Origin of the sequence: Maribacter sp. IgM3_T14_3 (assembly GCF_049603095.1) — a bacterium.
GTDB lineage: Bacteria > Bacteroidota > Bacteroidia > Flavobacteriales > Flavobacteriaceae > Maribacter.
Window position 1 is genome coordinate 3,078,508 of record NZ_CP187138.1, and the last position, 15,305, is coordinate 3,093,812.

Sequence of the window (15,305 nt, forward strand, 5' to 3'; positions counted from 1 at the left end):
AGACCTTTTTAATTTTACTCCCAACTATAATTTTTAGTTTTAGCTTGTTTTTTTATTGCTTTAATCATAGCATTTTCAAGCTCTCCCGATTTTTCATCTTTTTGATGTTCAGAAATATAGGCTAGTCTTTTCTTGTTATACTCTTGTATATCTTTTTGAATCTCTTCTCTTTCATTCTTTTTTGATTCAACGTAAGATTTTATCTCTTTTTCATTTCTACCCTTTAGCTCTTCTGGTAATTCGTCAATCTCCACAGAGCTGATTTCAAAATCTGCATCATCGTAGGCATCCACCAAATCCCACTTTTTATTATTGTAAAGTCTTGAGCTTTTGCTGACTGCTCTTTTTACAGCAACGGCTTCTTCCATCTCTAATGCATTACTATCTTGTACTTCTTGTGCGATATATTTTGATTTACCCATCGACCCGTAAGAAACGTATGTTTTGTTTAATCTTGAATTTAGTTTAATTATGATTTCATCATAGGGTGTAGTAATATGTACTACTTCTTTATTGTGGTCTATTGCCATATATTCACCGCCCGTTAACGATGCTCCGTTCTTCCAGTCGGTACTAATGCCTAGTTCATAGTTTCCGCAGAAAATAGTATTTACTACTACGTCCTTTTCATTGGCATTTGCTAATGCAGTTCTGTAATTATATCTGCCTTGATTAAATGGTTCGTTACCGGCAATGAAAATCATACGTAGTAAATCTGGGTTTTTATTCCAGGGTAATTGGTGTAAAGAGGTCTGCAGTACTTTGCCGCAATATTCTTCTCCGCCATTTGTGGTCAAAGAAAATAGCTTTTCTGAAATCTCATCTAAATCACTACTAAAACCTAATACTTGTTGAATGTATCCTTCATTTGCAGAGAGGTTGTCATTACCATACTGGTATAATGCAATTTGTAAATTAGGTCTTGTGTCATTACCACATTTAGCATAGCTAAACTCGTTTACAATATCCCATAATTGAGATTTGGCTTGGTTTATTAATCCGTCCATGCTATTGCTAGTATCTAATAACAATGCTATTTGTACGGTGTTCGATTCTTTTGGTTCAGTTGGTTCAGTAGCTTGGGCAATTAGTTCAATGGTTTTTTTCTTTTCTTTAGTATTGCAGGCAAAAGCCGTAGTTAAGGTTAGAAGTGCTATGCCGAATGATGCAAGTTGTTTAATCGTTTTCATCGTTTTTTGTTTTAAATTCATTGCTAAACTAAAAGCAAAGTATTTCTCTGTAAAGCGAGAATGAGCGAACTGGTCTTTTCACTTAGTAAAGTGGCATGCAGAGTTTGTAAACCCATGAAATGGTTGTTTAGTGCAGGGTGTTTTAAGTAATACGCATTTTTTAGTGCCACAATAATCAGCTAAGTTTACCGTAGTAATAGCAGATGAAAAATTATAGTATCTATATAGTAATATGTTTTCTTTTGGGATGGAATTTCCTTCTGTCTCAATCGCAAAATGATGCCCTAAAATTTAAATTAAAAGGTAGGGTAGAGGTCAGAAATTCGGGGAAACCTATTTCTGGAGTTTCCATTTCTAATCAGATGGGAAATTTTGTAATTACAAACGGATTAGGCGAATTCGAGATTAGAACCAGAATTGGTGATCAACTTGTAATAGAACATGAGGATATTGAAACGCTACGTTACGATGTAGAGAAAAATGATGATGTTTTAATCTTGGTAGAAGATTTTGAGACTTCTTCCATGAGCAGCCGATCAAAATCGTTGCCAGATATAGCTGTCAAACATCAACAATTATTAGACTCTGCTGAAGAATATAAGGGCCAAGATATTGAACGAAGTATTGATTTAGTGACGCAGTCAATTTCAATTTTAGGTAAAAGAGGGCGCAAGAAAGAGTTGGCAAGGTCGCTTTCAAAACTTGGTGAAATATATCAATATCATAAACAATTAGATCTCGCAATTGATAATTATGAAGATGCTTTAGACAATAATAAAACCATTTCAACATCATTATTGCTGGGTAAAGCATATAATCTAACTTTTAGATATGAAGAAACTTTAGAACTGTTGAATCCGTTATTGGAAATAAAGTCCATGCCGCCAAACCAAAGTTCCGTATTATATGAGTTGTTAGGTGATGCTAATAAAGGTGAAGGTAAAACACAATTAGCCTTAGACTTGTACAATAGAGGTTTGTTGATAGCAGATAAAAATCAGATCACATCAAAAATGATCGATTTAAATTCTAAAATCGCAGATACCTATTCTCTGGGAAATCAGAATATGGAGGCTGAAGCTTATTATGATAGTTCATTAGAATTAGCAAATCAATCCGAACCGAAAAGAGCATTACAGGAAAAGGAAAAGGTGGCTGATTTTTATAACACCAAAAATAGATTCAATGAAGAAATTACTATGCGTAAAAGTAGTCTTCAAGAATTAAAAAAACTTAATTCGCCTAATGCAGGTATAAAAAAATTAGAACTTGGCGATACTATAACTTCGCAACGAATAAATTATAAGATAGCGAACGCTTATATTTCTCAAGATAAATATAATGAGGCTATACCGTTTTTAGAAAAAAGTATAATCGAAGCAAATTCTGATGACGACTTAGTGGTTCAGAAAGACGCTACTAGAAAATTGTCTGAAGTATATAAGGTAAAAGGCGATTTCACCAAAGCATTAGATACCTATCAAACTTATGTTGCGCTGGTAGATTCATTGTATGTACGCAAAGAACAAGAGATTTCTAGGGCAAACCGTTTCAATAGGGAAATTGCAAATGCGCAAAATAGGCTTACGGGTTTAGAGCAAGAAAGAGAATTATCGCAAAGTAAATATGATTTAGCTCTTACCGAGCAAGAGTTGGTACAAGAGAGTAATAAACGACAACAGTTGGTAATTTATTCACTCATATTCGGACTCTTATTAACCTTACTGGCGGCTTTTTTCTTTTATCGAAGTAATCAACAACAAAAACTGGCAAATAACCTTTTGGCGCTAAAATCTTTGAGGTCGCAGATGAATCCGCATTTTATATTCAATGCGTTGAATTCTGTAAATAACTTCATTTCGAAAAACGATGAACGTAGTGCTAATAGGTATTTAAGTAATTTTTCAACTTTAATGCGTTCTGTACTAGAGAATTCCGAAGAAGATTTTATTCCGTTAGAAAAAGAGTTACAACAATTAGAGCTTTATATCAATTTAGAACACTCTCGTTTCGAAGATAAGTTCGATTACTCAATTGAGGTAGATGAAAAGGTACAAGTGTCTAAATTTCAAATTCCACCAATGTTATTGCAGCCCTATATTGAAAATGCTATTTGGCACGGTTTACGTTATCGAGATGATAAGGGTGAATTGTTGGTTACCGTCAAAGAAAATAGTGCAGATTCTATAATTATATCTATTACAGATAATGGAATCGGCCGAAAGAAATCCGCAGAAATTAAAACCCAAAATCAAAGAAAACAAAAATCTAAAGGTATGGGCATTATTAAAAAGCGTGTTGCTATTTTAAATGATATGTATACCGATAAGGTGCATATTAAAATTTCGGACCTGCAAGCAGATGGTACAGGTACAAAAGTGCTATTTATTTTAAAAAGAGAAAAATGAGCTTAAGAGCAATTTTAGTAGAAGATGAAGCTAATAGCAGAGAGATTTTAAGAAATTATATCTCTAAATACTGCCCTAGTGTAACTTTGTTGGGTGAAGCATCATCTATCAAAGAGGCTTTAGTTTTAATTGAGAATAATGTTTTAGACTTGGTGTTTCTTGATGTTGAAATGCCGTTCGGTAATGCTTTTGATCTACTTGATCAATTACCAGACAGAACTTTTGAAACCGTTTTTGTTACCGCTTATGATCACTATGCAAAAGATGCCTTAAATAATCATGCAGCATATTATTTGACAAAACCGATAAATATCGATGAGTTGATTAATGCCGTAGAATATGTTAGCGGAGTTCGTGAGAAAGAAGCAAGTTTAGAAGGTGAGGTATTAAGTACTAAATATAAAGGGGTAGAGGGTAAGTTGACCTTGCCACAGCAAGACGGATTCCAAATTTTGAACGTTGCAGAAATATTATACTGTAAGGCAGATGATAATTATACCGAAATATATTTATTGAACAAGAAAATATTGGTTAGTAAAACCTTGAAGTATTTTGAAGATGCACTTATTGATTTTCCCTTTGCTCGAGTGCACAAATCGTACCTTGTAAATGTAAACGAAGTGGTCAAGTATTGCAAGGGTAAAGGCGGTAGCGTAGTAATGTCTAACGGAAAAGAGGTGATGGTATCTGCATCAAAAAAGAAAGATTTTCTATCGTATTTTAATTAAAAAAATTACAATGATAAAAGCAGTTAGAGGTAAAGAACCCATTATTGGTGACGATTGTTTTATTGCAGAAAATGCAACGATTGTCGGTGAAGTAAGCATGGGTAAGCAATGTAGTGTGTGGTTCAATGCTGTGCTACGTGGCGATGTTCATTTTATAAAAATGGGCGATAAAGTAAATATACAAGATGGTGCGGTTATTCATTGTACCTATTTAAAATCACCAACAACTATAGGTAATAATGTATCAATCGGTCATAATGCTATTGTGCATGGGTGTACTATTCATGATAATGTATTGGTTGGTATGGGTAGCATCATTATGGATGACTGTATTGTGGAAAGCAATAGTATTATTGCAGCTGGGGCAGTGTTAACAAAAGGTACACATGTACCATCAGGAAGTATTTTTGCCGGTATGCCTGCTAAAAAAATAAAAGATATAAGTCCCGAATTAAGTTCTGGTGAAATCAATAGAATTGCCGAAGCTTATACCATGTATTCCGGTTGGTTTAAAGAAACTGAGTAAATGCAAATAATCATTTACATATAGCAATCTATCTAAAATACGTACTTTTGTGCCATCAAAATTAAAAGTTATGAACGCATATGTTTTTCCTGGGCAAGGTGCTCAATTCGTCGGAATGGGTTTAGATCTATATGATAAATACCATATTGCAAAAGAGTTGTTTCTTAAAGCAAACGATATATTGGGCTTTGATATTACAGAGGTGATGTTCAAAGGTACTGCCGAAGGTTTGAAAGAAACTAAGGTAACTCAACCAGCTATATTTCTTCACTCTGTTATTTTGAGTAAAGTAATGGGAGATTCGTTTAAACCAGATATGGTTGCGGGTCATTCATTAGGAGAGTTTTCTGCACTTGTTGCAAATAACACTCTTAGTTTTGAAGACGGATTGAGATTAGTTTCGAAACGAGCTTTGGCAATGCAAAAAGCTTGTGAACTGAAACCATCGACAATGGCAGCAGTTTTAGGATTGGAAGATGCCGTTGTGGAAAAAGTATGTGCAGAAATTACTGGTATCGTGGTTGCAGCAAATTATAACTGTCCGGGTCAATTGGTGATTTCTGGTGAGATATCAGCAGTTGAAGAAGCTTGTGAAAAATTAAAAGAAGCAGGTGCAAAACGAGCATTAATGTTACCTGTGGGTGGAGCTTTCCATTCGCCGTTAATGGAGCCTGCCAGAGAAGAATTAGCTGCGGCCATAGCTAATACTACATTTTCGACACCTAGTTGTCCAATTTATCAAAATGTACCAACAACGGCAGTAAATAGTGCAGAAGAAATTAAAAAGAACTTAATGTTGCAATTGACTGCACCTGTAAAATGGACACAGAGTGTTCAACAAATGGTGAAGGACGGAGCTACTATTTTTACTGAAATTGGCCCTGGTAAGGTATTGCAAGGGTTAGTGAGAAAAATTGAGCCATCGGTAACTACGCAGTCCCCAGAGCTAACAGACTAATCATTTTTTCTTTAATAGTACCATTTAACCTATAAATCTTTTTTTCAACTGTTTCTGAGCGGTTTACCTTGATTTTTTTGTAATATTGAGACTCTCATTTTTGGTTATGGATTTAGAACATCCTCCAGCCTTATTGTTGGGAATGATAAAGAATGCTATGAAAATAAGAGTATATAATAGTTTTTTGACTTCTAATAGTAGTAGAGGCTTAAAGAGATTCCTTTTTGTTTTTGGATTCCTTTTTCTAGGTGCTTTTTCGCAAAGTGTTTCTGCTCAAAACGTTACTATTGAAAAAATCAACGATGCTCTTGAAGAGAGCGAAGTATCTGGTAGTTTTCGAATTAATGTTATTAATCCGGGATTTGGTGCCGGTAGTGTTACAGTTAAGTATAATGTATTATTAACTAGTACAGCCACTTCAAATATCGATTATCAAGAGTTAGATGAAGAAATTGATATAACTTATAATTTTGTTGGGGTTGGTAGTGCAACTGTAAATATTGTAGTTGATGATGATGGACTCGTTGAAGGTGAAGAAACTATTAATATCGAATTAGTTGAAGATGAACCTAACTATTTTATAGGAGTAGATAGCGAGGTTACCATTAATATTGAGGACAATGATTTTGGTGAAGTTTCCGTAATAGCGAATAGACCAGAAACTACCGAAGGTGCTTCTGGAGCTGCTAATTATGGCAGGTTTAGACTAGAATTGAGCGAACCAAATAATACAGGCGCTAATATTGTGGTTGGTTATACCTTGTCAGGTACTGCGGGTTTGGGAACCGGTCAAGATTACACAATTTCTGGAAATGCAACTTTTGTCGACGGAGCTGATGTTTCAAATATTAATATTATACCTAATGATGATGACTTCGTTGAGGTTACTGAATCGGTTATTATCGTTCTGGATGATGTAAATAGCGATTCGTATACAATAGGTGCGCCTGACACAGATACTGTTACCATTATAGACAATGATATTTTTGAAGCTTCTATTGAATCTACAATTGCGACGGCCAGAGAAAATCCTTTAACTGTAGGTGTTTTTACCGTTGAAGTAGATAAGATCAATGCAACCGGAGCAGCTATTGAAATTGAATATACGGTTAGTGGTACAGCAGATGAGGGAGATGATTTTTCCGCTCTATCAGGTACGGTTGTTATTGAAGAAGGTGAAAGTACAGGTGTTATTACACTTACACCAATTAATGATACCGATATTGAAAGTAACGAAACGGTAGTATTAACTTTGGTAAATGGTCCTGATTATACGGTTGGCGGTCCAGATAGCGCTACGGTGATAATTGTAAGTGAAGATGCCAATGTTGCCCAAATTACGGCATCTGATGGTACGGCAGCTGAAAGTAATAATGCTGTTTCTCCTGGGGAATTTACGGTTAGTTTAAGTGCTCCAAATAATACAACAGGTCCAATTATAGTAAACTATGTAGTTAGTGGTACTGCAGGTAATGGTGTTGATTATACAGCTATTAATGCTAATGCTGTTAGTATTCCTGTTGGAGTACAACAAGTTGAAATTGATATTCTACCAATTAATGATGCAATTCAAGAAGGGGCTGAAACTGTTATAATTACTTTGGCTACAGGTACAGGCTATATTTTAGGTTCGTTAACTACACGTACTGCAACTGTTCAAATTAATGATAATGATCAAGCGACATTAACAATCTCTAATGCTTCTCTAAATGAAGATGATCCGGATGGTGAAATGGAATTTGATGTGGTTCTTGATTTGGCAGTTGTTGGTGGTACGACCGTTACGTATTCTTTCATCGATGGTACAGCAATAAATGGTACTGATTATACTGGTACGAATGGTTCGTTGACATTTACAGGTACTGCGAATGAAACAAGTACCATTATAGTGCCTATTAATAACGATGCTATTTTAGAAAATACAGAAACGTTTACAGTACAGTTAGGGTTACCTACCAATAATGTACAACGTGCAAATGGTGGTACAGCCACTGGTACTATTCAAGATGATGATAATTGCGTTGCTGCACCAACCTTAGATGCTACTGTTTCTAATATTTATTGCGTAGAAACGGCGGGTGGCGATTTTTCTGCAAATTTATTTGATTTTACAAGTAGTGCAGCTCCTGCAGGAACTGTTTTAACATGGAGTAGGGTTTCTAACCCATTAAATACAAATTCTCATTTAACTGTTGCCGAAGCTCAAGATGTAAGTCTGCCCGCGTCTTATTATGGCTTTTTCTATGATGCAGCCAATAATTGCGCAAGTGGTACTATAGAAGTTCAAATTGTTAGAAATGTATTGCCACAGTTGGTTACAATTAATGACAATGAACGCTGTGGTCCGGGTACGTTGCTTTTAAGTGTAGTTCCAACTGACGGTGCTTCTATTAATTGGTACGATTCTTTAGACGCCGTGACACCTGTAGCAATGGGTGAAACCTATACTACTCCTTCTTTAAACGCTACAGCTACGTATTATGTAGAAGCGACCGAGAATGAATGTACTACCGAAAGACAACCGGTTGTTGCGAGAATAGGTTCTCAGGCAACTACAGGAACAGCGCAGAACGGATCAATTTGTAATGTTGCTGCTAACGGATTAACGAGCATTGATTTAGATACAAGACTGGTGGGCGCGGATCCTGGGGTTTGGGTATTTATTTCTGGTCCGCAAAACGATGTAACGATTAGTTCTACCAATGTGGTGCAATTCGAAGGATTTGCTTCTGGTGCCTATATTTTTAGATTTACAACAACAAATTCTACTGCGCCATGTGTAAACCCTACCATAGACGTAACCATAAATGTTAGTGACTGCGAATCTGATGATGATAATGACGGACTTCTAGGTGGTCAAGAGGTAACATTGGGTACGGATCCTAATAATCCTGACACAGATGGTGATGGTATTGAAGATGGTGATGAGGTTGGTGATGATATTGCAAATCCATTAGATGAAGACGGAGACGGAATTATCGATGCACTAGATTCTAACACTGCAGATACCGATAATGACGGAGTAAATGATCAGCAAGATCCTGCAAATACTAATGCATGTATACCTAATAGATTTAATGGTAATTGTGATACTGATGGCGACGGAATTTCAGATTTAGATGAGCAAACAAATGGTTCTGACCCTGATGATCCTTGTGATCCTGTGGCATCCCCAAATTGCGATGATCCAATTGATTTAGAAGTGTTGAAGTCTGTTGATAATATTGATGCCTTGATTGGTGATACCATCATATTTAAAATTTTGGTTACCAACTTATCCGATAGAACGGCAAGAGCTATTGTTGTTGGTGATCTTTTAGAATTAGGTTTTGATTTTGTTTCTTCAGATGCTCCAGATTCTACCGATTATGATGCGGTATCCGGTAATTGGAGTATAGCAGAACTTGCAGCAGGTATTTCCTTAGAACTTTCTATTACAGTAATTGTAGCAGAACAAGGGCCTTATACTAACACTGCTGTACTACTAGAATCTATTCCATCAGATAATAATGCTGAGAATGACGAAGCAACCGTTGTGCTAAATACAGAAGCACCAGAGGGTGTCGATCTTAAGATTGAGAAAGAAGCTCGCCCAGATAAGGCATTGGTAGGTGATGAGGTAGAATTTATTATTCGTGTTACCAATATTTCTGAATTTGATACGGTAACCGATATAGTTGTCAATGATTTGATCCTGATTGAAAATGGATTTGAATTTGTTTCTGCGGAGTCCGATTTTGGTGGTACGTATGATGAAGCTTCTGGTAATTGGAATATCCCTGCTTTGAATAGAGAAGAAACGGCTACGTTGAGAATTAGAGCTAGAGTTCCTGCAATGGGTACGTATACCAACACTGCAAATATTGTTCGGTCTACGCCAAGAGATGGTAATACTGAAAATAATGAAGCAACCGTAACCGTAGAGGTGATTCAGAAAAGTCCTGCGGATCCAGGTTTTCTGTTCAATCAGTTCTCGCCAAACGGTAATAATCAGAATGAGGTTCTTCGTATAAATAGAACTTTGACTAATCCAGATACCGGTGCACAGATAGAAGTTAATTTACAATACAAAATTAAAATTTACGATCGTTACGGAAATCTTGTTTTTGAAACTGAAAAAGTAAATGATGGTGATGTTTGGGATGGTACTTATAAAGGAAAAGAATCGCCAAAAGGGACTTATTTTTATATCATGAATTATAGTGTTAATAATCAACCTACAGTATTGGATAAAGGTTGGATACAGCTTATTAGATAAAATAAATTATGGATTATAACTTTAATAAATCGAGTTATACTATTGCTTTAGTACTATTTTCTCTGTTAAGCTTTAATGCATTTTCACAGAAAGAACCGCAGTACACCCAGTACATGTATAATATTGGTAGTTTTAACCCAGCGTATGTTGGTACAGTAGAAAACCCTGAATTCTCAGGATTGTATAGAGCTCAGTGGATCGATATACCAGGCGCGCCTAGAACTTTTCGCTTTGGTGCAAACTTGCCTTTTAAAAATGAAAAAGTAGGTTTAGGTATCAATATTGTAAATGATGAATTGGGTCCTGCTACTCAGACCTATGCCGATATTTCTTATTCTTATCAGATAATGGTTTCCGATGAAACAAAATTGTCCTTTGGTATTGATGCCGGTGGATCTTTTTTAAATGTTGATTTTTCAAAAGGAACGTTTGAGAATCCGGGTGAGAACCTAAGTGATGAAATGTTAAGCAAATTCTACCCAACGGTAGGGGCAGGTGCATTCTTATATTCTGAAGATTGGTACTTTGGTGCTTCGGTACCTAATTTTTTAACCGAAGGGGTATATAATGGTGAAGTAGCATCTATCGTAGAAGATAAGCTTCAATTCAATTTTATTGGGGGCTATGTTTTTGAGCTTTCAGAAAACTTAAAATTTAAACCTGCATTTTTAGTGAACACGATTTCTGGTTCACCAGTGAATGTTAACTTATCTAGTAATTTTCTAATTTCTGATGTGGTTACAGCAGGGGTTTCCTATCGTTTAGATAATGCTTTTAGTGGTTTGGCAGGTTTTCAGATTTCTAATACGTTGTTCGCAGGGTATTCATATGATTACAATACAAACTTACTTGGCGAATTCAATAACGGATCACATGAAATTATACTTAAGTTTTACTTAGGTAGAAAAGGACCTTCAAAATCTAAAGGTAGTAGTGATAAAAATGCAAAAGGTAAACCAAAACAAGTTGATTCACCTCGATTCTTTTAAAGTGAACTAAAATGAGATTTAAAATAATCATAGTATTACTAGTTTTTGTACCATTTCTAAGTACGGCCCAAGACAAAAAATCTAAAGCCGATAATCTTTTTTATGGGTATCAATACGAAAAGGCGATAGAAGCATATAAAAGCGAAATGCAAAAAGATTCGTTAACTAATCATCAGTTATTGAATCTTGCAGATTCTTATTTTAGTACAGGAAGTTATGATAGTGCTTCTGAGCTTTATTTAGAAGTAAATAAGAACGACACCATAATGTCTGTCAACAGATTCAATAAAATGTTGCAGAGTCTTTCTAAGAACTCAGAAAGAGATAGGGTAAAGACTTTTCTAAGGTCTAAAGCCGATAAGTTATCTCCTGAACTTTTAGAAAATGCAGAGTTTAACTATAGCTTATTAGAAATTCCTTCTAGTGTAGATAATAGTATAAGAGATTTGGGTGTAAATAGTGCTCAAGGCGATTTTTCACCGGCTTTTTATAAAAATGGTATACTCTTTAGTAGTAGTAGAGGTCGAAATACTAAGAATGTATATGAACCAACTGGCGAGTCGTATTTAGATATCTACTTCGCAAGATTAGGTTCTGATAATACTTTGGTTGATGTTGAAGCATTTAAAGAAATACCAGCGACTGATTTTCATAAATCTACTCCGTACTACTCAGAAAAATTGACCACTTTCTTTTACATTTTATCGAATACGGAAAATGGAGAACTGAGGTATGATGATAATGGTAAAAATGCATTGGCTATTGGTACTATTTCTGAGAGTGGTCGATTTAGATTTATATTAAAAGATTTAAGTACCTCTTTTTATTATCCTTATTTCGATGATAAAACAGAACGATTATATTTCGCTGCAAATTTTGACGATAGCTATGGTGGTACAGATTTATATTATGTTTATACCAATAGTGGTCAAATAATGTCTGCTCCTATTAATTTAGGGCCTAGAATAAACTCGCCGGGTAATGAGATTGCCCCATATATATTTGATGGTAGTTTGTATTTTTCTTCGGATATTTTTTACGGACTTGGTGGTATGGATGTTTATAAATCGAACATGTTGCCTAATGATTCATTTACCATACCGGTAAATCTTGGTGACGGAATTAATTCAACAGCAGATGACTTCGGATTCATTATCCAGAATGCTGAGAATACAGGTTTGTCTGGTTATTTGGCATCTAATAGAAAAGGTGGAAAAGGCGGTGATGACCTTTATGGTTTCGACCTTAAAAATGCCCCGGGCTTAAAAACATTTGCAGTAGGCGGTAAAGTTGTTAATCTGAAAACAAAGGCAGGTTTAAAAGGAGCTCAAGTTAGATTATTGAGTCAGCAAGGTGATGTTATTAAAGAAATCAGGTCTGGAAATGACGGTAGCTTTAGAATTGAAATACCATGGATGTCTCAAGTGACCATACAGGCTATGAGTGATGGATATTCTATATTTTCAACGACATACTCAGAAGAAGGTATGGAAGAAATTCAAAACTCTGCCTATAACATGGGGTTGGCACGAATGGAAGATTTAATTACAATACGCGAAGATAAGAATGTGTTGAAGCTAGAAAAGTTTTATTTTGACAAAGGTAAATCTGTTATGAACGCTCAAGTGGAGACTGAATTGAAAAAGGTGGTAGATGCTGTAGTGCGTTTTCCTCAAATGAGAATCAGAATTCAATCGCATACCGATAGTAGAGGTAGTAATTCTAGTAATAAAAAATTATCACAAGAAAGAGCTGATGTTATTAAAAACTATCTTTTAAAGAACGGGTTAACTTCAAATAACATTATAGAGGCAACTGGTTACGGCGAAGAAATGATTGTGAATAATTGTACTAACGGAGCATATTGTTTAGATTTTCTGCATAAACAAAATGAACGAATATTATTTGTGGTAGAATAATAGTCGTCTTCTTAAATATTAGAAGATAATAATATAGAAATAGTACAAGGCGAAGCATGATAGAAATATGATGCCTGCATAAGTCAATAGTTTTAATCTTTTACCAGGTCGAAATTCAGGGTCTAGGTCATTGCTGGTCACATTTTTCAAATTCATATAGCCTATAATAGGTGCTACTACAAAAGAAACAAATGTTGCCAAAGCGACCAAGTTGCCCATGTTAGCACTAAAAGCGGCAATGACTATAAAATTAATTAGCGTTAAAGCGAAAACGCCCGCTGCATATGCTGTTTTTGTTCGATACCACTTACTTTTAGGTTTTAATAAAGAGATAATATCTAAGCTTACCCTTGCTAGTGCATCATGTGCGGTCATACAAGTACTGAACATAGTGGCGAATGCCGAAATGGCTATGAACAGATATGCCCATGATCCAATATGTTCGGTAAATAATCGAACTACTTGATCTGCAAAACTTACGGCATTATTACTTAATTGTATATTGGTACCGTATAAAGTAAACCATCCAATAATCATAAAAAATATGGCTAGTATTGCGGTTATCGTGTAGCCTATATTAAATTCTTGTAACGATTCTTTTAAGCTCGGTTTTTCTTGACTCTTCCATTTTTCAATACTCCATAAACTGATCCAACTTGAAGCTTCGACACTGGTGGGCATCCATCCTATCAATCCAATTAAAAAAAGTATTCCTACTTCGTTAAAAATTGGCAAAGGTTCAAAATCCACTATATGATTAACAGGTCCTTTTGCTAATACCAATATGGTGGTAATCAACAATGCGAAAAAGAGGATTGCGACTACGAACTTTAGACTTATTTCAAGAAATTTATATTTCCCGAAAATTAGAAGAACGCTGATTAATAAAAATAAACTTAGTGCAACCAAGGCTATAGATTCGTGTCCGATACCGAATAGATTGATAAAAAGCCCTGCTGTAACGGTGTATAATGCCGCTAGAATCGTGAATGTTGTAATGAAACTAATAACTGCGTAAAACCATAAATAGCCTTTACCGCGGTTTAAATAGCCTTCTATAAGGGTTTTGTTGGTGACGTTGGTATATCGCACGCCAAATTCGAAGAACGGGTACTTTAGAACGTTAGCTAAAATTATAGGAATAACCATTAACCATCCATATTGGGCACCTGCTTTTGTAGATAAAACAAGATGAGATGTACCTATGGCCATACTCGCAAACAAAAGGCCTGGACCTAAGTTTTTTAGTATTGTTTTCATACAGCGTTTTACAATTGGTTTGGTTGATTGTCTTAAATGTAGTCTATTTAAATATAGCGCCGTAATACGCCTATTTTATTTCTATAGTTGCACCGTAAAATTTTGGTTGGGTATTCAATATCATATCTATAAATACCTTTACACGCGCTAAGTACTCTCTTATCTGAACTTTTAGACCTTGACTGGCAGAAACGTCTTCAGCATTAAAACCTATAGCTTTTAACCCTTTTTGTTCTGCTATGTAGATTGCCCTCTCATTATGGAATTTTTGAGAAATTACCGTTACGTTATTTAGTCCGAAAATAAACTTTGCCCTGAACATACTATCTAAAGTTCTGAACCCTGCATAATCTAAGAAAATAACTTCTTCTGGTATACCGGCTTTGATAAGATCCTTTTTAAAGGTATTTGGCTCATTATAATAAATACTGCCGTTATCGCCGCTAACTAAAATGAATTTGATCTTTCCGGCATTATAAAGCTCCTTAGTGGCGTTTATTCTATAGGTGTAATATGGATTAGGCGAGCCGTTCGTTAATCTATTAGAAGTACCTAAAACAAGACCGACTCTGTTGGCAGGTATTAACGATATATCTGAATAGGTTTTGTCATCTGTTGTGCTTGAAATAATACTATTACAGACAAAAATGATTAGAATTAACGCTAATAGCAGAATGCCAGATATTTTGAATATTTTTTTTAGCATGCATTTGTAATGATAACTAAAGTTAATAAATAACTTAAGATTTCGATTTGAAAAGTAGATAAAATAAAAAACCCTTGAAAATCTTACGATTAACAAGGGTTTTAGTACTCGAGGCGGGACTTGAACCCGCACGCCCCAAAGAGCACAGGATTTTAAGTCCGGCGTGTCTACCAATTCCACCACTCGAGCATACTTGGCTTTGAAAAAAAATGTTGACCGGCAACATTTTCTGAGCGAAAAACGGGATTCGAACCCGCGACCTCCACCTTGGCAAGGTGATGCTCTACCCCTGAGCTACTTTCGCAAATTTTTTAAGAACGTGCATCTCTTAAAAGATGCGGGTGCAAATTTAAAACAATTCTG

The 15,305-nt window shown here is 35.4% G+C and carries 10 protein-coding genes and 2 tRNA genes; 7 read left to right on the forward strand and 5 right to left on the reverse strand.

Annotated elements, in window-relative coordinates:
* Window positions 1-14 precede the first annotated feature (14 nt).
* Entirely contained in the window at window positions 15-1,190 is a 1,176-nt protein-coding gene (locus tag ACPF9A_RS13710) for a vWA domain-containing protein (RefSeq protein WP_423997795.1), read from the reverse strand.
* A gap of 242 nt (window positions 1,191-1,432) precedes the next feature.
* Here ACPF9A_RS13710 and ACPF9A_RS13715 point away from each other — a divergent pair, with 242 nt between their 5' ends.
* The 7 genes from ACPF9A_RS13715 to ACPF9A_RS13745 all read left to right on the forward strand — a co-directional run bounded on the left by ACPF9A_RS13715 (window position 1,433) and on the right by ACPF9A_RS13745 (window position 12,976).
* The gene (locus tag ACPF9A_RS13715) at window positions 1,433-3,598 is read left to right on the forward strand and encodes a histidine kinase (protein ID WP_423997797.1); all 2,166 of its coding nucleotides are present in this window, start codon (window positions 1,433-1,435) and stop codon (window positions 3,596-3,598) included.
* Entirely contained in the window at window positions 3,595-4,326 is a 732-nt protein-coding gene (locus tag ACPF9A_RS13720) for a LytR/AlgR family response regulator transcription factor (protein WP_423997799.1), read from the forward strand. The genes ACPF9A_RS13715 and ACPF9A_RS13720 overlap by 4 nt, the downstream gene beginning before the upstream one ends.
* A 10-nt stretch (window positions 4,327-4,336) precedes the next feature.
* The gene (locus ACPF9A_RS13725) at window positions 4,337-4,852 is read left to right on the forward strand and encodes a gamma carbonic anhydrase family protein (protein WP_423997801.1); all 516 of its coding nucleotides are present in this window, start codon (window positions 4,337-4,339) and stop codon (window positions 4,850-4,852) included.
* Between the two features lie 70 nt (window positions 4,853-4,922).
* Window positions 4,923-5,810, forward strand: a complete 888-nt coding sequence (fabD, locus tag ACPF9A_RS13730; RefSeq protein ID WP_423997803.1) for an ACP S-malonyltransferase — start codon at window positions 4,923-4,925, stop codon at window positions 5,808-5,810.
* A 106-nt stretch (window positions 5,811-5,916) separates the two neighbouring features.
* Window positions 5,917-10,068: a Calx-beta domain-containing protein gene (locus ACPF9A_RS13735; protein WP_423997805.1), complete on the forward strand. Its 4,152-nt coding sequence runs from the start codon at window positions 5,917-5,919 to the stop codon at window positions 10,066-10,068.
* An 8-nt stretch (window positions 10,069-10,076) separates the two neighbouring features.
* Complete coding sequence (locus tag ACPF9A_RS13740) at window positions 10,077-11,057, forward strand: PorP/SprF family type IX secretion system membrane protein (protein WP_423997807.1); 981 nt, start codon at window positions 10,077-10,079, stop codon at window positions 11,055-11,057.
* Between the two features lie 11 nt (window positions 11,058-11,068).
* Window positions 11,069-12,976, forward strand: coding sequence for an OmpA family protein (locus ACPF9A_RS13745; protein ID WP_423997809.1), 1,908 nt, complete (start codon window positions 11,069-11,071; stop codon window positions 12,974-12,976).
* A gap of 18 nt (window positions 12,977-12,994) precedes the next feature.
* On the opposite strand, the gene ACPF9A_RS13750 is transcribed toward ACPF9A_RS13745, so the two are convergent.
* The 4 genes from ACPF9A_RS13750 to ACPF9A_RS13765 all read right to left on the reverse strand — a co-directional run bounded on the left by ACPF9A_RS13750 (window position 12,995) and on the right by ACPF9A_RS13765 (window position 15,246).
* On the reverse strand, window positions 12,995-14,236 hold the full coding sequence (locus ACPF9A_RS13750) for an NRAMP family divalent metal transporter (RefSeq protein WP_423997811.1): 1,242 nt from the start codon (window positions 14,234-14,236) through the stop codon (window positions 12,995-12,997).
* 70 nt (window positions 14,237-14,306) lie between these two features.
* Window positions 14,307-14,942 carry a SanA/YdcF family protein gene (locus tag ACPF9A_RS13755; protein ID WP_423997813.1) on the reverse strand — a complete coding sequence of 212 codons (636 nt, stop codon included), beginning with the start codon at window positions 14,940-14,942 and terminating at the stop codon, window positions 14,307-14,309.
* A gap of 105 nt (window positions 14,943-15,047) precedes the next feature.
* Window positions 15,048-15,131: transfer RNA gene (locus tag ACPF9A_RS13760), tRNA-Leu, on the reverse strand.
* Between the two features lie 43 nt (window positions 15,132-15,174).
* A tRNA-Gly gene (locus ACPF9A_RS13765) sits at window positions 15,175-15,246 on the reverse strand.
* Window positions 15,247-15,305 lie beyond the last annotated feature (59 nt).